This window comes from Halorussus ruber (assembly GCF_004765785.1).
GTDB classification, from domain to species: Archaea; Halobacteriota; Halobacteria; order Halobacteriales; family Haladaptataceae; genus Halorussus; species Halorussus ruber.
In genome coordinates this window covers 186,975-210,534 of the sequence record NZ_SBIT01000002.1, presented here as the reverse complement: position 1 = coordinate 210,534, position 23,560 = coordinate 186,975, and the positions used below count along the sequence as shown (strand labels likewise).

Below are 23,560 nucleotides of genomic sequence, written 5' to 3'. Positions count from 1 at the left end.
AAATATAATAAAAATATACTGTTATTTTAATTCTATAACTAGAAATTAACTAATATGTATGCCCGTATTTTTGCTCCCGATGTCTGAGAAAAATTCCCGCGAATCCAGCAAAACGACGACTGAGACTTTCGACCGCCGAACCTACCTCAAGTTGGCCGGAATGGCCGGGTCGGGAGTCGGAGCCGGGCTTGGGACAGGGGCGTTGAGTTCGGAGGTAACGATGCCCGCGCAGGCGGCAAGTGGAGCGGTCTTCGCGGACTTCGACTACGGTTCCATTTCGGAGATGAAAGACCACTACTATTTCGAGTTCGGGGAATCGAACGCGAGTCTCGACACCGTATCGACGAAAGCAACCGGTGACGCGAGCGATAGCGTCCTCACGCTCGGTGAAGGAGATACCAAGATGATTTCCTACGACGACGATGGCAACGACTTGACGTCGTATCCACAAGTCGGGGACACGATCACGTGCTGGATTCGAGGTGCGAACGCTACCGAGAACGTGAATGTCAACTACGGCGCGGTGGACGGCGATGGCCGGGACGACCACTACTACGTGAAGATAAACATGGAAAAGAGTCTCCTCGGCATGGGCGTGGTCAACGACGGGAGTGCCACGTGGTTAACGACTGCGGCGGAGGACCCCTCGTTCTCGACGAACACGTGGTACAAACTCGAAATAAAGTGGACCGACGGGTCGCCCAACACACACGACGTGACGCTGTACGACCAGAACGGGAATTCTCTGGCGTCGTTCACCTACGACGGGAGCGACAGCGCCGACCCCAACTTTGAGGGGCGTGGATTCGGGTACTCCGCGTACCTTGGATCGTCAAGTGAGACGGCGCAGTTCGACTACGCGACCACCGGTAGTTCTGGTCCAATCGGTAAATATCAAACTGTAGCGAACTTCAACAAGGCACTCGGTCTTTCACCTTTCGACTTTGATAGAGGTGAAACAGGAGCAGAGATAATCAAGGCGTCAGAATACTCTGGTCCGAACGAGCTAGGAGGAGTCTATAACGGTCGCCGAGGTTTAAAGATTAGTTGAGATAATACTGAAATGATAAGCACGTCGGGACTTCAGAACTCCCCGTCTGCTGGTGATACACTGGGTTGCTACTTCATGCCAACCGGTGGCGCAGATAATTTCAACATTTCATGGGGTGTCCAAGGTCACGACGACCGTTACTACGTAAAAATCAAACCAGTTTCAGGGGATGTCTACTTGTTCAAGTACCAGAACGGTGATGGTACTGTTTTGGACAGTTCGAATAACTTGTCCATGTCTCAAGACGCGTGGTACTGGGCCGAAATTGACTGGCAATCAGACGGTACTCAGAGGGTCGAGATCTACGATTTGAAGGATAATACGTTGGCTACCGTACAGGGTTCAGATTTGACTTGGACAAGTGGGGGTATCGGGTTTGATGGGTACTTTGGTGACTCTACTGAAGGAGTCTTTATTGATCACGTCAACGTTGGAGAGTTTGAGTACCATAGCGGTGGATGGGGGATCGTGAATAAGTCGGACACTCAACGGGACGATGCGGACAGTGATTCAGTTGACGTCATGCAGGATTTCAATTTCTTCTTGGATTACGATGGACGGGATCCCCTTGGTTCAGACGAGTACGTACATTACTTCGTCGTCGGTTCACTTGCTCATGCTTACGTTGTTGAAGAAGACGTAACGAACCCGTCGAAAGACGAGGTTGGGCTCCGGGAGCTAATGGAACAAATTGAAGTGACGATGGACGTGAATAACATGGCTGATTCCAGCAATCAATACCTGTACTGGAACGACCAGCGTTCGTATGCAGGTAATCTCAAAGGTGAGGACTGGGAGCAATGGAAGTCCGACAATTGGCACGAGTGGGCAACAAGCCAGGAAGTGAAAGACAAAGCAGTGGATGGAAACAAGTTGAACGAGAAAGAGGAAAACCAGGGACTTTGGGATCTGTTTATTTTGGCTCTAGGCGAGGTTCCCATCCTTGGAGATTTCCTTACTCTGGTTGATGCTATCGAAATCCTTCAGAATGACGGCTCTGCCTGTGAATACTATACTGATTCTCAGATAAACAAGGTCACTATGAGATATGACTTTTGCGATCTCCAAGCAATGATATTACAAATCGACGCCTTTAGGATTGAAATTCCTAAAGACGAGAGTGTTGATGTCACTATCAATCAGGAATTCTCTACGCCAAGTACGTCTATTGAGTACCTAGCAAAGAATGCGATGGAGTGGAAGATCCACGTTCCTGCTGGGGGACATGCTGAATTTGAGCCATCCAATCTCGGACTTCATTCTACTCAGTAACTATTGTAATTTCCGGCATTTTCCTGAGGGTTTGGGGAAAAGGCATATGTTAAAATGAATACTAATATGGGTCATGCCAGATCATTCTCATACGGAGCAAGTAGAGGAGCCAAAAGGGCGTAGAAAGCCGAAAGCTCGGCCACAAGGTCTGAAACTGTATATTGGACTGTACACAGTTGGATGGCTTGCCGTTCTCGTTCTCCTACTTTCAACAGACCCTGCGATGTGGATTTACACGCCCGTACCAATCCTTTCATTAATCCTCATATATTATCTCTGGAAATTGAAACACTGGGCTTGGACTGTTACTCTTTTCATTCACTTCCTTGCTTTCCTTTACACCTTCTCAAGTTTCTTGACGAACGAGATCGAGTTGTCCACTTTTGGAACAAGAACGGTCCTTACTATTGTGTTTGCTTCTTATCTCTACCTGAAGAAGGACTATTTCGAATAAGACCCTCTAAAAATTGATTTACCCTGATTGGTACGCCGCGAATGAACGAATGGGCGACTCGTACTTTATTGGACTTGGGGGTGACATTTTGTCCGAGGCCGCCGATTCTTAATACCGCCACCCCGAACCCTCCTCGCATGGGAGAAATGGACGGACTCGAAGTGACCGACTGCACGAAGTGCCCCGAGTTGGTCGATTGTCGGAGCCGAATCGTCAACGGCACCGGCCCGGCGGACGCAGACGTGGTGTTCGTCGGCGAGGGACCCGGCGAACAGGAAGACAGGGAAGGCGAACCCTTCGTCGGCCGGAGCGGGACGATTCTGGACGACAAGTTGCGCGACCGAGGGCTGGCCCGACAGGACGTGCGCATCACCAACTGCGTCCGGTGTCGCCCGCCCGAGAACCGCGACCCGACCGGAGAGGAGTTGGACAACTGCTTTCCCTACCTCGAAAGCGAAATCGAGCAGGTGGACCCTGAACTCATCATCACGCTCGGGAAGGTCCCCAGCCAGCACCTGCTGGACCGCGACGTGGCGGTGACCAAGGAGGCCGGGAGCATCGAGCAGGCCGAACTCGGCGGCGCGGTCCGCGACGTGTTGATTTGCGTCCACCCCGCCGCGACCCTCTACGACCGCAGTCAGGAGGAGACCTTAGACGCCGCCCTCGACAAGGCCGCCGCGATGGCCGACGGCGACTCGAACGGCCAGTCCCAGCTGGGCGACTTCTGATTTCCTTTACCTTCGACGCGGCTCTCGCCCCAGTAACCAACCAATAACAATGGGGTTTCGCTTGGAACAAAGGGGTCCATGTCGGCCTCGACCCTCGTCCCCACCCTCGAAGTACTCGCCTCGGTCCTCGAACCGCTCGCCCTGACTCCCGAATCGCTCGCTCTCGCCCTCGAATCACTCGGCGTGGTCGCCGCGGCGGTCCTCGCGCCGCTGGCGCTCGCCACGCTGGTCTACCTCGACGCGAGGAGGCGCAGAGCCGCCTCTCAGAAGCAGGTCGCGTCGCTCACGCCGCTGGCGTGGGGCGCGACGACCTTCTTCTCGGGCGTCGGGTGCGTCGTGGTCGCGGCGTGCTACGTCGCCGTCGCGGCCCGCTAGCGGTCCAGCGCCGCCCACCGGAACTCGTCGTCGAAGGCCAGCGCCGAGTCGTGGCGGGCCTCGGGGTCGTCCGCCAGCGCCCGGGTCAGCACCGCGGCGAGTTCGTCCGGAAGTCCGGCAGTCGCCGGACTCCCGGACTCGGAACTGGAGCCCAGTTCAGATTTGGGACCGGACTCTACTTCGGCCTCGGAGGAGGGACCGGGAACTTCGCCCGTGAGCAGATGGGCGGCCAGCGCGCCGACGCGGTACACGTCGCCAGCGACGGAGTTCGCGCTCTCGCCACCGTTTCGAACCTCGGGCGGCGCGTAGGGGTCCGAGTCCTCGCGGACTTCGTCGAGTGCGTCTGCGAGGAACCACCCGCCGACGCGGACCTCGGGGTCGCCGACGCGCCGTCTGTTCGCGTCGTCCGCGCCACCTCGGAGGACGTGTCGGGGCGCGAGCCTGCCGTGGACGACCTCCTCGCGGTGGGCGGCGTGGAGCGCCCGTGCGACCGCCGAGGCGACTTCGACGCGCTCGCGGTACGAGCGGGGCCACGAGTCGGCGAGCGACCCGCCGGAGAGGTAGGGCGTCTCGAACCACGGTTCTGGGTCGGTGCCGTAGTCGCGGACCGGGAGGAGTCCGCTCGCGGGGCTGGCGGCGTCGAGGGCGGCCCAGTTCTCGACGGCCGCGGCGACTGCGCGCCGGGCGTCTGGCCCCGCCGAGTCGGACAGTCGCGTCTCGGCGACCAACTCGGGTCCGTCGGGGGTCTGGACGCGCTTCAGGTACGTCTCGGTGAGCGGCCCGCTGTCGAGGCGCGCGAGGCGGCCGAGTTCGAGGTCCGCGTCTCGGTCGGTGGCGCTCGCTCGGCGCTTGGCGTGGCGGTAGCCGACGCCCAGCAGGCCCGCGCCGAGGAGGCCGAGCAGCCCCAACCCGGACGAGGTGGTGGCGAACTCGGTGGCGGTCTCGACCGGCGCGGTCACGAGCCGGGACGGCGGGTCGACGGCGTAGAGTCGCCCGTTCCGGGTGCCGACGAAGACGGAGTCGCCGAACGCGATGGCCCACGTCGTGTCGTTCTCGTCGCCGATTTCGAGCGACCACTGCTCGCGGCCGGAACCGGCTTCGAGGGCGTGGATTCGGTGGGGTCCGGTGACGTAGACGAACCCGTTCCGGACTTCGCCCCAGCGGCCGAACGCGGTCTCGCTGTCGAACTGCCAGCGCTCGCGGCCCGAATCGGCGTCGAGCGCGACCACGCTCTCCTCGCCCGTGGAGGTGAACACCAGACCGTCGCCGACGACGGGCGAGGAGCCGCGTCCGTCGCTGGGACCCGACTCGGTTCCGTCGGCGGTGTAGGTCCAGCGCTTCCCGCCGGTCCGGAGGTCGACGGCGGTGAATCGGTCGCCCCAGACGTAGGCGGCGCGCTCGCCGACGGTGCCGCCGCTGTCGTGAGCGCGGACGTGGCCGACCTCTGTCCGGAACCGGCGCTGCCCGCTCTCGACTTCGACGCCGTAGACCGCGCCGTCCGACCACCCGACCAGCAGGCCGTCGCGGACCGCGCCGGGCCACGCGATGTCCTCCTCGATTGGGGCGTACCAGCGTCGCTCGCCGTCGGCCAGCGAGAGCGCGGTGAACTCCTCGGTGTTCCCGAAGTAGAGGGCGTCGCCCGCGACGGTCAACCCGCGAACTCGGTTCGAGACGCCCGGCGTCTCCGATTGCTGTGGTCCGTCGCCGAGCGGGATTCGCCACCGCTCGGTGCCGTCTTCTGCGTTGAACGCGATAAGTCCGCTTCCGAACGCTCCGACGGCGATGCCCTCGCCGACCACGAACTCGCGCAGTCGGATGTCTTCCAAGTCGTATCTCCACTTCACGGACCCGTCGGCCGTGTCGAGCGCTTGGAGGCCCTGCTCGCCGCGGAGGTAGATGCGATTGGCCGAGGTGGTTCTGACGACCGGCAAGTCGTTCGTCTCGCGCTTCCAGCGCGTCTCGCCGGTCTCTCTCTCGAAGGCGTACACGGCGTCACGAGTGTCCGCCTCGGACCCGTGTCGGCGGACGTAGGTGAACACCGCGCCGTCGGCGCTGGCGACGGGGTAGACGAATGACTCCTCGGTGTCCGCCTCGAACTCCCACCGGACTCGGTGGTCGGCGTCGAGGTCCGGAACACTCACCGCGGGCGCTCCGAGGCCGGACGCGGCGTGCTTGCCGTCGATGGTGGCACCGACTCCGGCCGCGCCCGCCCCGAGGAGGAACTCCCGCCGACCTGTTTCTCTGGGGACCATATCGGGTGCGGACGCTCGGCGCTATTCAGTATTTGGGAAGCTACGTGGGTGGGGAATTTACGCAGGCCGTGTCAGCAAAACGCCAGCGGTCACGAACGGCAGAACCGGCGTGGTTTCGTCTTCTTGACGCCCCCGGTCGCTACGCTCCCGCGGCTCGGTGCGGTCCTCAGTCGTCGCTTCGCTCCTCCCTGCGGTCCTTCCGTCGCCGGGGTTCGCGTAGCGACCGGCCCCTTCACCCCGCCACGGTGGTTGTCTCCCTAAGCGTCTGCCGGTGGTCTGGTCGGCCGGAGCGATTGTCGATAGTTGGCTTCGAGGCGGGATTACAATTGCTAAAGACAGGATATTATTTCTAAAGAAATCGTACGTGATTCCCTACGACCGTCGTCGCCGTCTCCGAAAGAAAATTTGCGAGCGGTTGGGACGGACTACCGGTTCGACCCGGTGCCGAGCCACTTGTTGCCGTTTGCGAGGTCCTTGATGGCGTCGATGATGGACTTGCTCTCGTGTTCGTCGGGCCGGAGTCGAGCGCGGATGCGCGAGGAGAGCAACTCGACCGAGATGACGATGACGAACACCATGATGATGCCCGCCGCGGCCTTCTGATACTTGAACAGGTCCTGTCGCAGGCGGATGTACCGACCGATACCGCCCGCGCCGACGACGCCGAGGCTGATTGCGATGCGGGTGTTGATTTCGAGGATGTAGAGCGTCCACGCGACGTAGGAGGTCGAGACCTGACTCAGCATCCCGAAGCCGATGACCTGCGGGCGGGAGGCCCCAGTCGATTGGATGGCCTCGATGGGTCCGTCGTCGATCTCCTCGAGTTCGTCGGTGAACAGTCGCCCGAGGTTCCCGATGGTGTCGGTGGCGATGGCCAGCACCGCGCTGACCTCGTTGATGCCCGCCAGCGGGACGTAGATGAGAATCCAGACCAGCGCGGGGATGGCCCGAATCGCGCTCATCGCTCCTCGGAAGATGAAGTTGAGCGGGAAGGGCGTGACCTGCTCGGACCCGAGGACGCCGAAGAACAGCGCCAGCGGGAAGCCCAGCACCGTGCCGGTGAACCCGAGGATAATCGTCACCATGCTGAGTCGGACGAGCGACGCGCTGTCGCTCGTGATGCTCTCGACGATGGGCGCGCCGAAGTTCCGGAAGCTGGCCGGAATCGCCTTCAAGCCCGTGATGTTGTTCTGCTCGGTGTAGATGGTGAAGTCCACGAAGTTCGGCGGCACGAAGCCCTTGATGAACTCGATTTCCTGGGGAATCTGTTTCCAGAGTTCTTTGGGCGCGAACCCGATGAAGTCGAGTCCGAAGTAGGTCGCCGCGAGGATGACGCCGAGGAACCCTACGAGCAGGAGCTGGCGGATGCGCCGCCGACGCTCCAGCACGCCGAGGGTCTCGTCGATGCGCGAACTACTCATCGTCGTCACCTCGGTCGGGTGCCGTGGTGGCGAGGTTTTCGGCCCGCTCTTTGCCGTCTTCGCCGTAGTAAATCTGGTCTACGATGTCCATCGTGAGGTCCTCGCGGGTGCCGTCGAAGACGAGTTCGCCGTCCCGAATCCCGAGGAACCGGTCGCCGAACTCGCGGGCGATGTTGACCTGGTGGAGGCTGGCGACGGTCGTCAGCTCGCGCTCTTTCGCCGCCTCCTTCATGTACCGCATCACGTCTTTCGCGGCTTTCGGGTCGAGACTCGACACCGGCTCGTCGGCCAGCAACAGGTCGGGTTGCTGGACGAGCGCGCGAGCGATGCCGACGCGCTGTTTCTGCCCGCCGGACATCGACCCGGCGCGCTGGCCCGCCTCGTCCAAGAGGCCGACCGTGTCGAGCGCCTTCAGCGCCGCTCGCTTGTCCTCCTCGGGGTACATGGTGAGCGCGCTCTGAGCGAAGTTCGACCGCGAGAGCGCCCCGGTGAGCGCGTTCCTGAAGGCGGTCATGCTCTCGATGAGGTAGTGCATCTGGAACACCATGCCGACCTCGCTGCGCTCGCCCCCGACCGGTTGCTGATTGATGAGGACCTCGCCTTCCGTCGGCTCTGTCAGTCCGTTGAGGACGCGGAGCATAGTCGATTTGCCCGCCCCCGACGGACCGAGGAGAACCACGAACTCGCCTTTGGGAATCTCGAAGCTAACGTCGTCTAAGGCGACCGTGTCTCCCCCGTATATTTTGCTAACGTTTTCGAGTGAGACTGCTGGCATCGGTAAAAAACGAGGATTACTCTTTATTTATCTATTTATTTCGGACCGTTACTTGAAGTAGTCGGCACCGATACCAAGTTCGTTGGCGGCGTCGATGACGGGCTGGTACGTCTCGACATCGGTCTCTCGCACGCCGTTGAACCAGAGGTCGTCGTCGGTGCCCTTCTCGCCGTCCTTGCCGTAGTAAATCTTGTCGGGCGCGCTGGTGAAGGCGTCGACGAGCGCCGTCTTCTCCGCGTCGGACAGCTCGGGGCTGACCACGATGGGCGCGCGGGGCAGACCGTCGTGTTCCTTGATGATGGTGGCGTGCTTGTCGAAGTCGTCCTGCAGACCGGGGACGAAGCCGCCGATTCCCGCGAAGTCTGCCTGACCGTTCTTGAGCGTCTCGTAGGCTCCCGTGTGACTCGAGAAGTTCGGCGTGAACGAGGCGTCCGAACCGCCGCTCTCGGGAAGGCTACCGATGTCGATGCCCGCCTTCTTGAGGTCGTAGAGCGGGAACAGGCAGCCACTCGCCGAGAGTCGGTCGGCGAACGCGACGGTGGCGTCGTTGTTCTCGAGGTAGGTCTTCATCTCGTCGAGGTTCGACACGTCGACGTCGTCGGCCGCGACGACGAGACTCTTGTACTCCCAGGAACCGTACCCCTTCCGCTGAAGGACGATTTCGGCTTTGTCGGCCTTGACGCCGAGCGCGGCCGAGAACGGACCGGTTTCGGCGATGTCGGAGGTTCCCGCGCCCAGCGCCTGGATGACGGCGCTGTAGTTGTTGGCCAGCTTGAGTTTCGCGGGGACGTCGAAGCTCTTGTCGAGATACTCCTTGACCGGCTGGTACTGTGCCTGAAGCTTCTCCTGTGCGACAGCGGGCGAGGTGTTGAAGTTCAACTCGCCGTTCTGGAAGTCTAGCGTCTGCTCGGTCGTGGTGGACTCCGTCGTTTCGGTTGTCTCGCTACCGGACGTGTCGGTGGTCTCTTCGGTAGTGGTCGTCCCGTCGCCGGAACCGTCGCCACCCATACAACCCGCGAGTCCAACCGTCGCTGCAACGCCAGTCGATTTGAGGAATTTCCGTCGATTTGCCATGACCGAATCGTCTTAATTCTCAGACACTCGCCGGTTAAGTCTTCCTATTCACTCTAAATTTATCTCTATTGTTATATTGTGACTAGAAAAAACACGACATTTGTCACCACACCCACTGATAGGACAATCGCTCGAACGACTGCCGTCGCTCCTCGGCGCGAGAACTCGGACAAAAGAAATTGTATTTTCTGGTGGCGTCCGCGAACGCGACAGCGACTCCTCGACTCCTTAGCTGTACTTGCCGAACAGCGGGAAGGAGGTGTCGAAGACCGTCGTGTACGGGATGGTGCTGTCGCTGTTGACGTTGTTCGTCGAGTCGGTAATCTCGTCGTCGTTGAGTCGGAGGTCCGACCCGAGCGCGTTGGCGAGGTCGTTGACCGTGACGTGGGCGGCGTCGGAAGCCTTCGAGCTACCCAGCAGGACGACGGCACCGCCGTTGCTGATGAAGTTCTCGATGTTGCTGACCTCGGTCGAGGAGAAGCACTCGGTCGGCGAGGTGACGATGAGCGCGCGGCCTCGGGAGAGGTTGTCGGAACTCAGCGTGTTGACCTGCTCGAAGGCGACGTCCTGTCCTTCGAGGTAGCGCTGGTAGTAGGCGGCGTCCTCGCTCGACAGCGCGAAGTCGGCGTTGAACTGGCCGTGGCCGCCGTCGATGAGGATGTCGCCGGAGGTGTCGCTGAGGTAGTCCGCGAGGTTCGTCACGAAGACGAAGTTCTCGTAGCCCGAGGTGTCCGTGCCGAAGCCTTCGTCGGCCTCGTAGCTCTCGTCGATGAGCGGCGACCCGACGACGCCGACGTTGGCGTTCTCGTCCACGCCAGCCAGCGGAATCTGGTCGTAGCTCACGCTACCGCCGCTCTGGGTCGCGGTCGACTCGGCGTAGACCGGGACCCGCGAGTCGGCGATGGCTCCGCCCGAGGTCCGGACGCTGGTCGTGTGCGGGAAGAAGATGTCGTCGGCGTCGCGGTCCCGAATCTCGCTGGAGTTGGTCGGGTCGCTCTGGTTCCAGACGCCCGTCCCGTTCGACTGGGCGGTCGCCTCGGCGTCCCAGAAGCTCTCGTGCTTGGTGAGGCTGGACCCGTAGACGCGGGCGTAGCGTCCCTGAATCGCTTTCAGGTTGTAGAGTCCGTCGCGCGAGCCGTCGCCGTCGGCGTCGTAGTAGACGTAACCGAGCAGGCGACCGAACGGGTCGTAGGCACCCTCCTCGGAGTCGGTCCCGACTGTGACGGTCGCACCGTCGAGTTCCTGCTTGGCGAAGTCGGTCGCGTTCTTGCCCCAGTCGGCGAGGTGGTTCAGACTCTCGATGCCCTCCCACTCCTGAATCCGCTCGTACTCCTGATTCTGCTTTTTCTCGGGCGTGTCGATGCCGAGGACGCGAATCTCCTCGGTCGTCCCGTCGTCGAAGTCCACGCTGAAGGTGTCGCCGTCGGTGACCGTCGAGACGGTGCCGGTCTTGGGGCCGTCGAAACCGCCGCTTCCGAGGCCCGAGCGGTCCTCGAAGTAGTTGAAGTTCGCCGTGTTGAAATTGCCCGTCAGAATGGCGTAGTCGTTGCCGGAGTTGTTGGTCGAGTCAACCACTTCGTCGTCGTTGAACCGGAAGGCGCGCTGGAGGTAGCCCGCGATGTCGTTGAGGTTCTCGGTCTCGTCGTAGTTGTTGTAGTCCGACTGGTCGTGGAGGAAGATGACCCCGCCGTTGTTGACGTAGTCGCAGAGGTCGGCGAGTTCGCACAGAGCATGGGCGGGAAATCGCAGATTCGGACCGAGTTTCGCCCCGAGGGAAAGCGACTTTGCCGTGCCACCGAAACGCTCTCGCATGAGTACAATCGAGCGAGACGAACCCGAGGCGACCGGTGCATCGGTCGTCGTGGTCGATTACGGACTGGGGAACCTCCGGAGCGTCACCCGCGGTCTCGAACGAGCAGGTGCGGACGTCGAAATCAGCGACGACCCCGAGGCGTTCGCGTCAGCCGACGGCGTCGTCCTCCCCGGCGTGGGGGCGTTCCGAGAGGGCGTCGAGAACGCCGGACCGTACCGCGAGGCGCTCCTCGACGTCGCCGAGAGCGGGACGCCCGTCTTCGGCATCTGTCTCGGCATGCAGATGCTCCTCACGACGAGCGAGGAGGCCGAACACGCTGGCGAGGGCGAGGTCCGCGGCCTCGACCTGATTCCGGGCACCAACGTCCGATTCGCCGAGGGCCAGAAGGTGCCCCACATGGGATGGAACGAACTCGACGTGAAGCGCGACCACCCACTCGTGGAGGGCGTCGACGGCGAGTACGCCTACTTCGTCCACTCCTATTATGCGGTGCCCGACGACGAGAACGCGGTGGTAGCGACGACAGAGTATACTGTGGAGTTCCCCGCCATCGTCGCCAACGAGGAGGGCAACGTCTTCGGCACGCAGTTCCACCCCGAGAAGAGCGGCGAGACCGGTCTCCGCATCCTCCGGAACTTCGTGGACATCTGTCGAGAGTAGGGTGCGCCCCGCGTCTCGATACTGTCGCGTTGCCGATTGATTAAGTGTCAGACGAGTTCACTTATACAGTCATGAAACAATATTATAATAAACGGATATTTTATACGAAGGGTGGGTGCAAAACTAAAAATGGCTAAAAGTACGCGCTTCAGGGCGTCAGTAGCAGAAATAGGAATTTAAAATATCAGTATGGAATCTGTGATACTATGCCAGTTTACTAGTTCAGTACAGAAACAACCTTGTAGTTTTACCACTGTCGGTTAGAAAACTTTTAGAAGAAAGACTTCCTAATATTGGCCCGCGCTACGTTGTGATTGCTATGAATACGCAAACATTCGGAATCCTCGTCGGATTCGTCGTCCTTGGTATCGCTTTCACCGGCGGAGCGGCCGCCGCCCCGATTACTGCTGATGCGCCCATCACGCAGGACGTACCGATTACCCAGTCGCCAATCACGGGACCGATTACGGAGTCCGCCCCAATCACGCAGTCGCCGATTACGGCCGACAGTCCGATTACGGCAGACCGGCCCATCACGCAGTCGCCGATTACGGCCGACGCTCCGATTACGGCAGACCGACCTATCACGCAGTCGCCCATCACGGGTCCGATTACGGCGTAACGGCCGTTCTCGACGCGCAAATTTTTTGGCCACGGGATACGCCGAGCGACGCCGTCGCTCGACTAGATAAGTCCACTGCTACAGCGAGTCGCCCTGCTACAAGAAGTCCCGCACGTCCGAGTACCACATGTCGTGGTTGTCCACCTCGCCGACGCGGCGCGCGATGTCGACCGCGATGACGTGCCAGCAGAGGTCAGTCGGGTCGTCGGGGTCGAGGTTGTACTCGCTGTCGCGGCACCCGCACCCGTGACCCTCCACGACGTACTCGTCGTCGTGACCCACGACGACGGTGAAGTCTCGGTACTCCTTGACTCGCCCCTCCGAGACGGCCTCGATGGCCTGCGCTCCTCGGTCGTCGTGGACCGACAGAATTCGATTCGTGACCTCGGGCGTCAACTCGCCCGCCTCCGCGAGGTCGGCGTGCCACTTCTCGACCTCGTTCACGGATACCACCGCCTCTCGAACCGTGCAGGGCACGCGAACGACGGAGGCCGGTCGGTGGCGAGGGCCGGGAACACGCCCGACTGATTTGGACGGCCACCCTAAACAGGTTCCGGTGTCGCGTTCTCGTCGCCGGTGGACGGGTCGGCCTTCTGGAGATAACAAATAAAATAAATTCTTTAAGAAATGAATTGGAATGTTAGAACTGGTTTCTCGTTTCCCTCGTCGTTCGCTGTGCTATGAAGGTTCGAAGCTGTCTGTGAGCAGATAGACCGAATTCTCTTACCGGAGGGCGGCTTCGCCAACCGCCCAGATTCCCGCGACTGCGACCGCACCCAGCAACAGGACCACCGCGTACGTTTCGCGGAGTTCCTGAAATGCGAGTGCCGCGACTAGGGCGACGACGCTCACCCATCGTAAATGGTCGAGCGTCCGCCCGATTACGTCCCCAACGGTATCCGCCCGTAGTCCGGCGATAGCCTTCTCTGTCTGGCGTTGAGGGGGACTCATCTATCTATCACCTCACTAGAGCATTGTTCCGGAGTCTATTAATACTACTGCAATACCGGTCCGGGGTAAATGACTCAGTGTCCATATAACGATACATTTACCCGCCAACAACTTATACAGGTTTTGTATGCTTGCCGGGAGTACGCGTAGATTCGACTTTACGACTTCTTCAGCGTTTTCCTCCCGGGCACCACTCTCGTCATCGGAACCCTCCCCTTTCTCCCCAAGAAAACGCCTGTCGGAAGTGCTGGCATCCTTATCCCGATAGCGGTTCTCGGATTTAGTGTTGGTCGAGCAATCCACACTGCTGCGAACACTATCGACGAATACTTCGACAATCCCGGCCATCGTGACCACTTTCGATGGGAACTGCAGAATACCGATCAAGGCGACATGGACCAGGGCGTCGTTGACCGGTTCTACAGACGGTCGAAAGAACTCTTTGGTGAAGATATCGGTCTTCCTGAGGACCGGAGCGACGTTTCTGACGACCAAGCCGACGCTCTGTACGCACTGGTTCGCTCGTACATCCATATCGACTCTCGCGGCCGGTCGCGGACGTTCCAGGCCGTCTATTCGTTTTACCGAAGCATGTGGCTGATTTCGCTGTTGTTAGTCGTTATCTACGTCGGGTACGGTCTGATTCGGATAACCGGGATTTCACAGGAAATGGTGAACTACTACACGTATATAAGCTCACTACAAATATCTCCTGTCGTACTCGTCCTCGGGTCGCTAGTCGTCGTGACTTCCAGCTATACGACGTTTCGTGGCGCGAAACAAAAATACCAAAAGTACTTCATCCAGTACCTCGTTTCCGACTTCCTCGTATTGCGCGACTCGGACACTGGCCTCTCTCCCGGTGATCCAGCGATGCAATCCGGTGGCGCTGGCGGACCGAAGCCAAGCGGTGGCGGTGACAGTGAGGACGGATAGAAACCAGCGATTGGCGTAGGGTTACCCTATCGGCAACGACTGTACCGACGAACCGGGTTCGCATCGCTTTTCGTGGCGGAGTGACGAGTAGCGGTATGCGCGTCAGCGAAGGCGGAATCGAGGTCGAGGTCCCCGAACAGCCAGACGAGGGAATCGGCGACGAGGTGTTCTTCAACCCGGTACAGGAGCTGAACCGCGACCTGACCGTGGCGACACTCCGGGCCTACCGGGACCGAGAGCCGCGCGCGGAGTACTACCTCGACGCGATGGCCGCCAGCGGTATCCGAGGAGTCCGGGCCGCCGCCGAGGGCTGGAACGTCACCCTCGCGGACATCGACGAGGAGGCCATCGACCTCTGCCGCGAGAACCTCGCCCGGAACGACCTCGACGGCGAGGTCGTCCAGCGCGACGCCAACGCGCTGATGCACGAGGAGGTCTTCGACGTGGTGGACATCGACCCCTTCGGGTCGCCCATCCCCTTCGCCGACGCCGCGTTCGCCAACACCCGCGATTTGGTCTGCGTCACCGCGACCGACACCGCGCCGCTCTGTGGCGCGCACTTCCACAGCGGCGTCCGCAAGTACAGCGCGGTCCCGCGCAACACCGACTACCACGCCGAGATGGGCGTGCGCATCCTGCTGTCGGCGATGGCCCGGACGGCGGCGCGCTACGACGCGGGCGTGACGCCGATCCTCACGCACGCGACGAGCCACTACGTCAGGACCTACCTCGAACTCGACCACAGCGCGACCGACGCCAACGCCGCCATCGACCAGTTGGGCCACGTCTACCACTGCGAGGACTGCCTCTACCGCGAACACGACGAGGGCCTCATCGCCGACCCGCTCGACGTCTGCCCGGAGTGTGAGAGCGAGCGCGTCCTCGCGGCCGGACCGCTGTGGCTCGGGCCGACCCACGACGCCGACTTCGTGGCCGAGGTCCGCGAGGAGTGCGACGAGTCGATGGGGACGGCGAGCAAAATCGAGCGCCTGCTCGAGGACCTCGAAGGCGAACTCCACCTGCCGACCCACTACGACCAGCACCGCCTCTGCAAGGAGTGGGGTCGGTCGGCCTCCGGCATGGACGAGTTCCTCGGGCGACTCCGCGACGCCGGTTTCGAGGCCTCGCGCACTCACTACGGCGGGACCACTTTCAAGACGCCCGCGACCGTCGAAGACATAAGGGAAGCGACACGCGACTCGTAACTTCGGTGGCAAAACCGCATACCGGACGTATTGCCAATGAATATTTGTATCTCGTTGGCGAAATGAGTCGCGTGCCCAGTCTCGGAAACGCCCTGAACGTCGGCCGCTCGGTCTTAGAGGAGGCCCGAGAACAGGAGATAACCTTCCTCGCGGCGAGTACGGCCTACTACTCGTTCGTCTCGCTCATCCCCCTGTTAGTGCTGGCGTTCGTCGTCGTGACCTTCGTGGCTGGCGACCAGTTCGCTCGGCAGGTCGTCAATCAGGCCTCTGGCCTGCTGACGGCGACCGGTCAAGCCGAGTTACAGCGGTTCATCACCGACCCGAGCGGTCGCGGCGGGACGACGGTCATCGGACTGGTCGTGCTCGCGTGGAGCGCCATCAAGGTGTTCCGAGGCTTCGACGAGGCCTTCTCGGCCATCTACGCGACCGACGCCAAGACCGGGCTACTCGAACAGGTCAAGGACGCACTCCTCGTGCTGACCGCCATCGGCGTGGGCGTCGTCGTGGTCGTGCTAGCGGGCACGGTGACCGCGCTCTTTCCGCAGTTCCCGTTCGTCGGCGTCGTGACGACCGTGATTCAGTTGGTGGCGCTGGTCCCGGTGTTCCTCCCGCTGTACGTCGTCTTTCCCGACGCGGACGTGTCGATTCGGGAGGCGCTCCCCGGGGCCGCGCTGGTCACGGTCGGGTGGACGGTACTCCAAGTGCTGTTCCGGGTCTACGCGGGATTCTCCTCGACCGGCCCCTCGCAGTTTCTCGGGACCGCGCTGCTGCTGGTGACGTGGCTCTACTTCGCCAGTATCCTCGTCCTGCTGGGCGCGGTCGTGAACATCGTCCTCGCCAACCGCGGCAGTTACGCCGAGCGCACCAGAGAACCGGAAGCGACGCGCATCGAACGCAAACAACGACTACTCTCCCAATACATGAGTGACGACGAATCCGCTCCCGACATCGTGGAACTCCGCGACGAACTCCGGGAGTTGCGAGCAGACGTGGAATCGTTCGAAGAGGACATCGAATCGCGCACGGTCGAGAAGCCGGAAGTCGAGTCGGAGCTGAAACAGTACGTCCGAAAGCGGATGCGGCGAGGTCACGCCCGCGGCTGGGGACCGTACCTCGTCCTGCTGTACGGGACCGCGATGACCCTCGGGGCGTTCTACTGGCTCCGAGGAGGTTGGGCCATCTTCGCCATGGGCGTCGTCTGGCTCTCGACGCTGGGGCTGTACGTCCTGATGGTGATGTTCGGCTTCGGTGCCAGCGCGCTCAGCCTCCCGGCCCGCATCAGCGACCGCATCGGCAACTTCCGGTCGTAGCGCATAACCCTCCCGAGGAGCTAGCCACAGAGGATGCCCGGACGGGGTTTCGGAATCACGGAAACTCTGGGGGAGGTCCTTCCGGAGGTCATCCAAGAGCTATTCGCAGTCCTCACGCAGTTGGGCGACGCGTGGTTCCTCTTCACTGCGGTCGCGCTGGTCTACTGGTTCGGCAACCGGCGACGCGGCGCGTTCGCGCTCTCGGCGATACTCGGCGCGCTGGCGCTGACCCTCGCGCTGAAGGGACTGTTCGAACTCCCCCGGCCCCCGGCCGAACTCCACGTCGGCCACGCCTCGGGCTACGGATTCCCGAGCGGTCACGCCATCGGCGCGACGACGCTCTGGGCGCTCCTCGCGCTCGTCCTCGAACGCGGGAGCCACCGCTGGCGGGCAATCGGGGCCGGGGCCGTCGTCGCGGTCGTGGCGACCTCGCGGCTGATTATCGGGGTCCACTACCTCGTGGACGTCGTCGTCGGTATCGCTATCGCGCTCACGTATCTCGCAATCCTGCTGTACGTGACCGAGTGGAGTCCCACCCGCGGGTTCGTCGCGGCAGGCGCGATTACGCTTCTGGCGCTCGCCACGAACGGTCTCACTCCCGACTCGGTCGCCACGGTCGCAGGCGTCGTCGGTGCCGGGGTGACGTGGTCGTTGCTGGACGCCAAACCGGGCGGGTTGGTCCACTGGCCAGCCGCGGTCGTCGGACTGACCGCGCTCGGTGCGGTCGGCTACGTCGGGAACCGGTTCGCCCTGCCGCTTGCGGGCGTGTTCGTCCTGAATCTGCTGGTGCCGGTCGGTATCCTGACGCTCCCGCTGGTGGTCGAGCGGGCGAAAGAAGCGCGGTCGGCGTCGCCGACCTAAAAAAGCTCGAGTGCTACCTCAGAACTTCTCGAGGTACTTCTCTTTCTCCCACGACGAGACGTGGGTCTTGTAGTCGGCGTAGTCGGCGCGCTTGGCCTCCACGAACTTCTCGGTGACGTGGTTGCCCAGCGCCTCGCGGACGACCTCGTCCTCTTCGAGCGCGTCGAGCGCGCTGTCGAGGCTGCCGGGGAGCGTCGTGATGCCGTACTCGTCGCGCTTCTCCTCGTCGAACTCGTAGATGTCTTCACGGACGGGTTCGCCGGGGTCGGCGTCGTTCTCGATGCCCTCGAGTCCGGCCTTGATGACCACGGCGAGCGCGAGGTAGGGGTTGCACGACGGGTCAGGACTCCGAATCTCGAACCGCGAACTCGCGCCCGCGGCGTCGGGGACCCGCAGGAGCGCCGAGCGGTTCACGTCGGACCACGCGACGTAGACCGGGGCCTCGTAGCCGGGAACCAGACGCTTGTAGGAGTTGACGGTCGGGTTCGTGACCGCGGTGAACGCCTCGGCGTGGTTGAGGACGCCGCCCATGAACTTGTACGCGGTCTCCGAGAGGTTGAACTCATCAGACTCGTCGGCGAAGGCGTTGCCGTCGTCGTCGAACAGGCTGATGTGGCTGTGCATGCCCGACCCGTTGATGGCGCTGATGGGCTTGGGCATGAACGTGGCGTGGATGTCGTTCTGCTCGGCGACGGCGCGGACGACCGCCCGGAAGGTGGCGATGTTGTCCGCGGCGGTGAGCGCGTCGTCGTACTTGAAGTTGATTTCGTGCTGGCCGTCGGCGACCTCGTGGTGGCTGGCCTCGACCTCGAAGCCCATCTGTTCGAGCGTGAAGATGATCTCGCGGCGAACGTCCGAGGCGAGGTCCTTCGGCGCGAGGTCGAAGTAGCCGCCCGCGTCGTGGGGCTTGGTGGTCGCGCGGCCTTCCTCGTCCTTCTCGAACAGGAAGAACTCGGGTTCGGGGCCGATGCTGACCGTGTAGCCCATCTCCTCGGCCTCGGCGAGGACGCTCTTGAGGACCTGCCGGGGGCCGCCCTCGAAGGGCGTGCCGTCGGTGTTCACGACGTCACAGATGAGGCGCGCACTCGCGGTGTCGCCGTCCGAGCGCCACGGCAGGACCGCGAACGTCTCGGGGTCGGGTTCCAGCCGCATGTCGCTCTCCTGAATCCGGACGAAGCCCTCGATGGACGAGCCGTCGAACCAGATTCCCTCCTCGAAGGCCTTCTCGACCTGCGAGGCCGGAACGCTGACGTTCTTGACCGTCCCCGTGATGTCCGTGAACTGGAGGCGAACGAAGTCGACGTTCTCTTCTTCGATCTGGTCCAGTACGTCCTGCTCGGCCTCGGTCAACCCCGCATCCTTGGATGCCGCAATTTGTCCATCCGTCATCTTTGTTGGCATTCTACACCACTACATGCATTAGTAAAACCTTACCGGTTCGCCCAATTCTGGCTTTTCGACGCAGAATTGGATATTCGTAAAATTATAAAGGCGGGAGGACGTTGGTGAGCGTAATGACGTACGAAAATCTCGATGCGAAGTTAGTGAATGCACTCTTGGGCGACGGTCGGGCCAGTCTCCGGAGTCTCGCCGAGGATCTGAACGTGTCGGTCACGACGGTCTCGAACCACCTCAAGGACTTAGAGGAGTCCGGCGTCATCGAGGGCTACACGCCGAAGGTGGACTACGACGCGCTCGGGTACGACGTGACTGCCATCCTCCAACTCAAAGTCGAGGGCAACGCCCTACCCGCCGTGACCGACCGACTCCGGGAACACGACCAGATGATAAGCGTCTACGAGGTGACCGGCGACTACGACATCATCGCGGTCGGCAAATTCTCCGACACCGACGGTATGAACCGCCAAATCAAGACGCTCCTCAACGACCCCGACATCAAGGAGTCCAACACCAGCGTCGTGTTGAACGCCGCCAGCGAACACGAGCAGTTCGACCTCGAAATCGACGACGAATAGTTTCGAGCCCGTCGCGTAATAAATTTGACCGGGTTCCGACAGGCTTTCAAGGAATCGAGAGTAGTTAGTCCCAATGAGTCTCATCGCGGAGTTCTCGCTCCGGTCGCCGGACCTCGTGTTGGCGTCTGCGCTCGCCGCGGCCCCGAACGTCACGGTCGAACTCGAACAGCAGATGGCGACCGAGTTCGACGCGCCGGTGTTCGTCTTCTGGGCGTTCGGCGGCGACTTCGAGCGACTGGAGGCGGGACTCGAACGCGACGAGACGGTCACGGAGTACGCGGTCATCGAGGAGCTGGGGGACCGGCAACTCTACCGCACGCGACTCGACTGCGAAGACGCCTGCGCCATCTACCCCGTCTATCAGCGACTCGGCGCGTCGCCGCTGGCGGCCACCGGGTCGGCCGACGGGTGGCAACGCCGGGTCCGGTTTCCCGACCGGGACGCCGTGGTCGAGATGCGCCAGTTCTGCGCGGACAACGACGTGAACTTCCGCCTCAACCGACTCTACACGCCCGGCGACTCGGAACTCGAAGACGAGTTCGGCCTGAGCGCGGAACAGCGCCACGCGCTCGTCACCGCCGAGCGCGTGGGCTACTTCGAGGTCCCCCGCGACGTGGCGCTCGCGGAGTTGGGCGAGGAGTTGGACATCAGCGGCCAGTCGGCCTCCGAGCGCATCCGGCGGGGCGTCTCGGCACTCGTCTCGAACACGCTCTTGAGCGACTTCGACCGGTGAACGCGCGGGTCTGCGTCGTTTTTGCTCGCGCCGGACTTCCGCCCGGACCTCCGACTAGACTCACTCTTTAATTCCTAAAGAACGAAATTTCTATATTTAGAAATTGCTCTGTTGTGTCAGCGTAATACGTAACCTGCTATCCGCGGAAGCGACTTCCGCGACAGACGTTCTGGGGTAGACGTTCTGCCGCAGATGCGTCTCGGCAATCGACTCGCAAAGAAAAACCGAACGAGAGAGTTCCGGCGCAGTGTTCGACCGAATGGTCGGTGCTGGTTCGGATAGTCGATGGTACGGACAGTCGGTGGTGCGGATGGGTTGAGGGAGGCGGTGAAGCAGGCGTCGGGCCTAGCTTACATCGCGCCGCCCATACCGCCCATGCCGCCCATGCCGCCGCCCATGCCGCCGCCCATGCCGCCAGCACCGCCGGGCGCGCCGCCGTCGCCGCCGTCGTCGCCGTCGACCTGACCGCCTTTCAGGTCGCCAGCGGCGATGACGTCGTCGATGCGCAGGAGCATGACGGCCGCCTCGGTGGCGGACTCGATGGCCTGGGTCTTGACTCGGAGCGGCTCGACGACGCCGTCCTCCTCCATGTTGACGACTTCACCGGTGTAGGCGTCGAGGCCGGACTCGAAGCTACCGCCGTCGTGCTTGGCACGGAGGTCCACGAGCGAGTCGATGGGGTCGAGACCAGCGTTCTCCGCGAGGGTGCGCGGGATGACTTCCAGCGTGTCGGCGAACGCCTCGACGGCCAGCTGTTCGCGGCCGCCGACGGAGTCGGCGTAGTCGCGCAGCTCGAGCGCGAGTTCCGTCTCGGGCGCGCCGCCGCCGGGGACGACCTTGCCGTCTTCGAGGGTGACGCGCACGACGCCGAGGCTGTCCTCGATTGCGCGCTCGACTTCGTCCACGACGTGTTCGGTGCCACCGCGGAGGATGAGGCTCACGGACTTGGCCTCCTCGACGTCCTCCACGAAGATGCGCTGGTCGCCGCCGACGTCCTTCTGGGCGACGGAACCGGCGAAGCCGAGGTCGTCGGCCTCGATGTCGTCCACGGAGCTGACGAGATTCGCGCCGGTCGAGCGGGCCAGCTTGCTCAGGTCGTCGGACTTGGCGCGGCGGACCGCGATGATGCCCTTCTCGGCGAGGAAGTGCTGGGCCATGTCGTCGATGCCGCCGTCCACGAAGACGACGTCAGCGCCGACCTCGTCGAGCTTGTCGACCATCTCGCGGAGCTGCTCCTCTTCCTGGTCGAGGAACTGCTGGAGCTGGTCGGGGTCGGTGACGTTGACCTCGGCGTCGATTTCGGTCTCCTGAATCTCCAGCGCCGTGTCGAGGAGGGCGACGTTGGCGTCCTCCACGAAGTAGGGCATGTTCTCGTGGACGCGCTCCTTGTCCACGATGACGCCCTCGACGAGTTCGGACTGGTCGATAGAGCCGCCGACGACCGTCTCGACCTTGACGTTGTCCGTGTCGACGCCGTCCTCGTCGGCGACCGACTGGACCGCGTTCACGACGAGTTCCGCGAGGTAGTCCTTGGAGTTCTCCGCGCCCTTGCCGGTCATCGCGGTGGACGCGATTTTCTTGAGGGTCTCGGTGTCGTCGGCGCTCACGTCGATCGCCTTCTCCTCGAGGAGTTCCTTGGCCTTCTCGGCGGCCTGTCGGTACCCCTGCGCGAGGGTGGTCGCGTGGATGTCCTGCTCGAGGAGGTCCTCGGCCTTCTCGAGGAGTTCACCCGCGACGACGACGGCGGACGTGGTACCGTCGCCGACCTCGTCCTCTTGGGTCTCGGAGACTTCCACGACCATGTTGGCCGCGGGATGCTCGATGTCCATCTCCTTGAGGATGGTGACGCCGTCGTTCGTGACGACGACCTCGCCCGTGGAGTCCACGAGCATCTTGTCCATGCCCTTGGGACCGAGCGTGGTCCGGACGGCCTCGGCCACGGCGGTTCCGGCGGTGATGTTCATCGACTGCGCGTCCTTTCCGGAGGTGCGCTGGCTGTCCTCGGAAAGTACAATCATCGGCTGGTTACCCATTCGCTGAGCCATGTTCACCTGATAGATTGATTGCCATTCTATATAAACCTTTCCCTAAGCCGTATGAGAAACCGGCGCACAGAACCCCAAACCTGTTGTGGGAATACTTATCACAGTACCTTTATAAGAGGTTACGAAGAGCGACGCTCGCCCCGATTCCCACGCTCGGTGAGACTTTCCACGGCGATAGCTCGGTACGACTTTTCGACAGGAAGTGCTTGGTGTCACAACCGCCGGAAGCGTGCCGGTTGCTCTTTCCTCGGAAACGCTCGGTGCCACAACCGACGGGGCGGGACTGAAAGGGGCCGGTTCGCTCGCGGGCCTCCGGCCCGTGGTCGTTTCAGCGACCTCTATCCGTCGCAACTACGTCCGTCGGATATGTCGCTGAACGACCGCGAGCGAACCGGGGGCTTTCGAGAACGAAAAATGCTGTCTGACTCCTGCGGACCGGATAAACCCACTCGAAAAAGAAAAACTGTCTAGCCCGGGAACTGGTGGAACTCCATCCCCTGACGCTTCATCTCGTTGCGCTTGCGTTCGAGGAAGGAGTAGACCGAGCCGTGGGGCGCACCGTCGAGAATCATCTCGGCGGCGCTCCGGACCGCGTCCACCTGCTTGGGGTTGCCGATGATACCCATCGTGGTCCCGTAGATGACGACGCTCGCGCCGGTCAACTCCTCCATGAGTTCGCGGGTCCGACCGTTCTCGCCGATGAGTCGCCCCTTCTGGCGTTCGAGGTCGTTTTTGTTCCGGGCGGCGGCGTCGATGTCGATGATGTCGAACATCATCATGTCGTCCTCTAGCAAAGTGAGGGCTTCCTCGGGCGCGAAACCGCGGCCGATGGCCTTCACGATTTCCGGCCCCTTCAGGCCGCGAACGGGGTCGCCGGTCTTCTCGACCTCGACCGACCCGTTCTCGGAGTCGATGTCGAGTCGCACCTCTGCGCGACTCTCGATTTCGCGCATCGTCTCACCTCCCTCGCCGATGAGAACACCGATTCGGTCCTGCGGAATCTTCACGTGTTGCATGGGATTACCTACTCGCTCCGGGTGTTTTAA

At 61.9% G+C, this 23,560-nt stretch carries 23 protein-coding genes; 13 read left to right on the top strand and 10 right to left on the bottom strand.

What is annotated here, in order from left to right:
• Window positions 1-79 precede the first annotated feature (79 nt).
• From EPL01_RS08180 to EPL01_RS08160, 5 genes are all read left to right on the top strand, one after another.
• A complete protein-coding gene (locus EPL01_RS08180; RefSeq protein ID WP_135824773.1) occupies window positions 80-1,051 on the top strand; it encodes a hypothetical protein in 972 nt (323 codons plus the stop codon).
• Window positions 1,052-1,126: 75 nt separating this feature from the next.
• The gene (locus tag EPL01_RS08175) at window positions 1,127-2,323 is read left to right on the top strand and encodes a hypothetical protein (RefSeq protein WP_135824772.1); all 1,197 of its coding nucleotides are present in this window, start codon (window positions 1,127-1,129) and stop codon (window positions 2,321-2,323) included.
• Between the two features lie 73 nt (window positions 2,324-2,396).
• Complete coding sequence (locus EPL01_RS08170) at window positions 2,397-2,777, top strand: hypothetical protein (protein WP_135824771.1); 381 nt, start codon at window positions 2,397-2,399, stop codon at window positions 2,775-2,777.
• A 137-nt stretch (window positions 2,778-2,914) separates the two neighbouring features.
• Complete coding sequence (locus EPL01_RS08165) at window positions 2,915-3,505, top strand: uracil-DNA glycosylase (protein ID WP_135824770.1); 591 nt, start codon at window positions 2,915-2,917, stop codon at window positions 3,503-3,505.
• A 78-nt stretch (window positions 3,506-3,583) separates the two neighbouring features.
• Window positions 3,584-3,880 (top strand): hypothetical protein, encoded by a 297-nt coding sequence (locus EPL01_RS08160; protein WP_135824769.1) that lies wholly within the window; start codon window positions 3,584-3,586, stop codon window positions 3,878-3,880.
• On the opposite strand, the gene EPL01_RS08155 is transcribed toward EPL01_RS08160, so the two are convergent.
• From EPL01_RS08155 to EPL01_RS08135, 5 genes are all read right to left on the bottom strand, one after another.
• Window positions 3,877-6,132, bottom strand: coding sequence for an outer membrane protein assembly factor BamB family protein (locus EPL01_RS08155; protein WP_135824768.1), 2,256 nt, complete (start codon window positions 6,130-6,132; stop codon window positions 3,877-3,879). The genes EPL01_RS08160 and EPL01_RS08155 overlap by 4 nt on opposite strands.
• A 425-nt stretch (window positions 6,133-6,557) precedes the next feature.
• On the bottom strand, window positions 6,558-7,553 hold the full coding sequence (gene phnE / locus EPL01_RS08150; RefSeq protein WP_135824767.1) for a phosphonate ABC transporter, permease protein PhnE: 996 nt from the start codon (window positions 7,551-7,553) through the stop codon (window positions 6,558-6,560).
• Window positions 7,546-8,328 carry a phosphonate ABC transporter ATP-binding protein gene (gene phnC, locus EPL01_RS08145; RefSeq protein ID WP_135824766.1) on the bottom strand — a complete coding sequence of 261 codons (783 nt, stop codon included), beginning with the start codon at window positions 8,326-8,328 and terminating at the stop codon, window positions 7,546-7,548. The genes phnE and phnC overlap by 8 nt, the downstream gene beginning before the upstream one ends.
• 48 nt (window positions 8,329-8,376) lie before the next feature.
• Window positions 8,377-9,402: a PhnD/SsuA/transferrin family substrate-binding protein gene (locus EPL01_RS08140; RefSeq protein ID WP_135824765.1), complete on the bottom strand. Its 1,026-nt coding sequence runs from the start codon at window positions 9,400-9,402 to the stop codon at window positions 8,377-8,379.
• A gap of 228 nt (window positions 9,403-9,630) precedes the next feature.
• Complete coding sequence (locus tag EPL01_RS08135; protein WP_135824764.1) at window positions 9,631-11,214, bottom strand: thermonuclease family protein; 1,584 nt, start codon at window positions 11,212-11,214, stop codon at window positions 9,631-9,633.
• Between EPL01_RS08135 and hisH the strand changes: the two genes are divergently transcribed.
• Window positions 11,213-11,875, top strand: a complete 663-nt coding sequence (hisH, locus tag EPL01_RS08130) for an imidazole glycerol phosphate synthase subunit HisH (RefSeq protein ID WP_135824763.1) — start codon at window positions 11,213-11,215, stop codon at window positions 11,873-11,875. The genes EPL01_RS08135 and hisH overlap by 2 nt on opposite strands.
• Window positions 11,876-12,194: 319 nt before the next feature.
• Window positions 12,195-12,497, top strand: coding sequence for a hypothetical protein (locus EPL01_RS22185; protein ID WP_246045650.1), 303 nt, complete (start codon window positions 12,195-12,197; stop codon window positions 12,495-12,497).
• Between the two features lie 96 nt (window positions 12,498-12,593).
• Here EPL01_RS22185 and EPL01_RS08120 read toward each other — a convergent pair whose 3' ends face one another.
• Together EPL01_RS08120 and EPL01_RS08115 are read right to left on the bottom strand one after the other, a co-directional pair.
• A complete protein-coding gene (locus EPL01_RS08120; RefSeq protein ID WP_210424101.1) occupies window positions 12,594-12,941 on the bottom strand; it encodes a hypothetical protein in 348 nt (115 codons plus the stop codon).
• A gap of 279 nt (window positions 12,942-13,220) precedes the next feature.
• A complete protein-coding gene (locus EPL01_RS08115; protein WP_135824760.1) occupies window positions 13,221-13,448 on the bottom strand; it encodes a hypothetical protein in 228 nt (75 codons plus the stop codon).
• 393 nt (window positions 13,449-13,841) lie between these two features.
• Here EPL01_RS08115 and EPL01_RS08110 point away from each other — a divergent pair, with 393 nt between their 5' ends.
• From EPL01_RS08110 to EPL01_RS08095, 4 genes are all read left to right on the top strand, one after another.
• Window positions 13,842-14,384, top strand: a complete 543-nt coding sequence (locus tag EPL01_RS08110) for a hypothetical protein (protein ID WP_135824759.1) — start codon at window positions 13,842-13,844, stop codon at window positions 14,382-14,384.
• A 95-nt stretch (window positions 14,385-14,479) separates the two neighbouring features.
• Window positions 14,480-15,589: a tRNA (guanine(26)-N(2))-dimethyltransferase gene (locus EPL01_RS08105; protein ID WP_135824758.1), complete on the top strand. Its 1,110-nt coding sequence runs from the start codon at window positions 14,480-14,482 to the stop codon at window positions 15,587-15,589.
• A gap of 71 nt (window positions 15,590-15,660) precedes the next feature.
• A complete protein-coding gene (locus tag EPL01_RS08100) occupies window positions 15,661-16,899 on the top strand; it encodes a YihY/virulence factor BrkB family protein (protein WP_246045649.1) in 1,239 nt (412 codons plus the stop codon).
• A gap of 33 nt (window positions 16,900-16,932) precedes the next feature.
• The gene (locus tag EPL01_RS08095; RefSeq protein WP_135824756.1) at window positions 16,933-17,760 is read left to right on the top strand and encodes a phosphatase PAP2 family protein; all 828 of its coding nucleotides are present in this window, start codon (window positions 16,933-16,935) and stop codon (window positions 17,758-17,760) included.
• A gap of 18 nt (window positions 17,761-17,778) precedes the next feature.
• Here EPL01_RS08095 and glnA read toward each other — a convergent pair whose 3' ends face one another.
• Window positions 17,779-19,149 carry a type I glutamate--ammonia ligase gene (gene glnA / locus EPL01_RS08090; RefSeq protein ID WP_135824755.1) on the bottom strand — a complete coding sequence of 457 codons (1,371 nt, stop codon included), beginning with the start codon at window positions 19,147-19,149 and terminating at the stop codon, window positions 17,779-17,781.
• 125 nt (window positions 19,150-19,274) lie between these two features.
• Between glnA and lrp the strand changes: the two genes are divergently transcribed.
• Both lrp and EPL01_RS08080 read left to right on the top strand, forming a co-directional pair.
• A complete protein-coding gene (gene lrp, locus EPL01_RS08085; RefSeq protein ID WP_135824754.1) occupies window positions 19,275-19,736 on the top strand; it encodes an HTH-type transcriptional regulator Lrp in 462 nt (153 codons plus the stop codon).
• Between the two features lie 73 nt (window positions 19,737-19,809).
• Entirely contained in the window at window positions 19,810-20,469 is a 660-nt protein-coding gene (locus tag EPL01_RS08080; protein WP_135824753.1) for a helix-turn-helix domain-containing protein, read from the top strand.
• Between the two features lie 350 nt (window positions 20,470-20,819).
• Here the strand turns inward: EPL01_RS08080 and thsA are convergent, their stop codons facing one another.
• Both thsA and EPL01_RS08070 read right to left on the bottom strand, forming a co-directional pair.
• Complete coding sequence (gene thsA, locus EPL01_RS08075) at window positions 20,820-22,502, bottom strand: thermosome subunit alpha (protein ID WP_135825024.1); 1,683 nt, start codon at window positions 22,500-22,502, stop codon at window positions 20,820-20,822.
• Between the two features lie 479 nt (window positions 22,503-22,981).
• Complete coding sequence (locus tag EPL01_RS08070; protein WP_135824752.1) at window positions 22,982-23,530, bottom strand: KH domain-containing protein; 549 nt, start codon at window positions 23,528-23,530, stop codon at window positions 22,982-22,984.
• Between the last annotated feature and the right edge of the window lie 30 nt (window positions 23,531-23,560).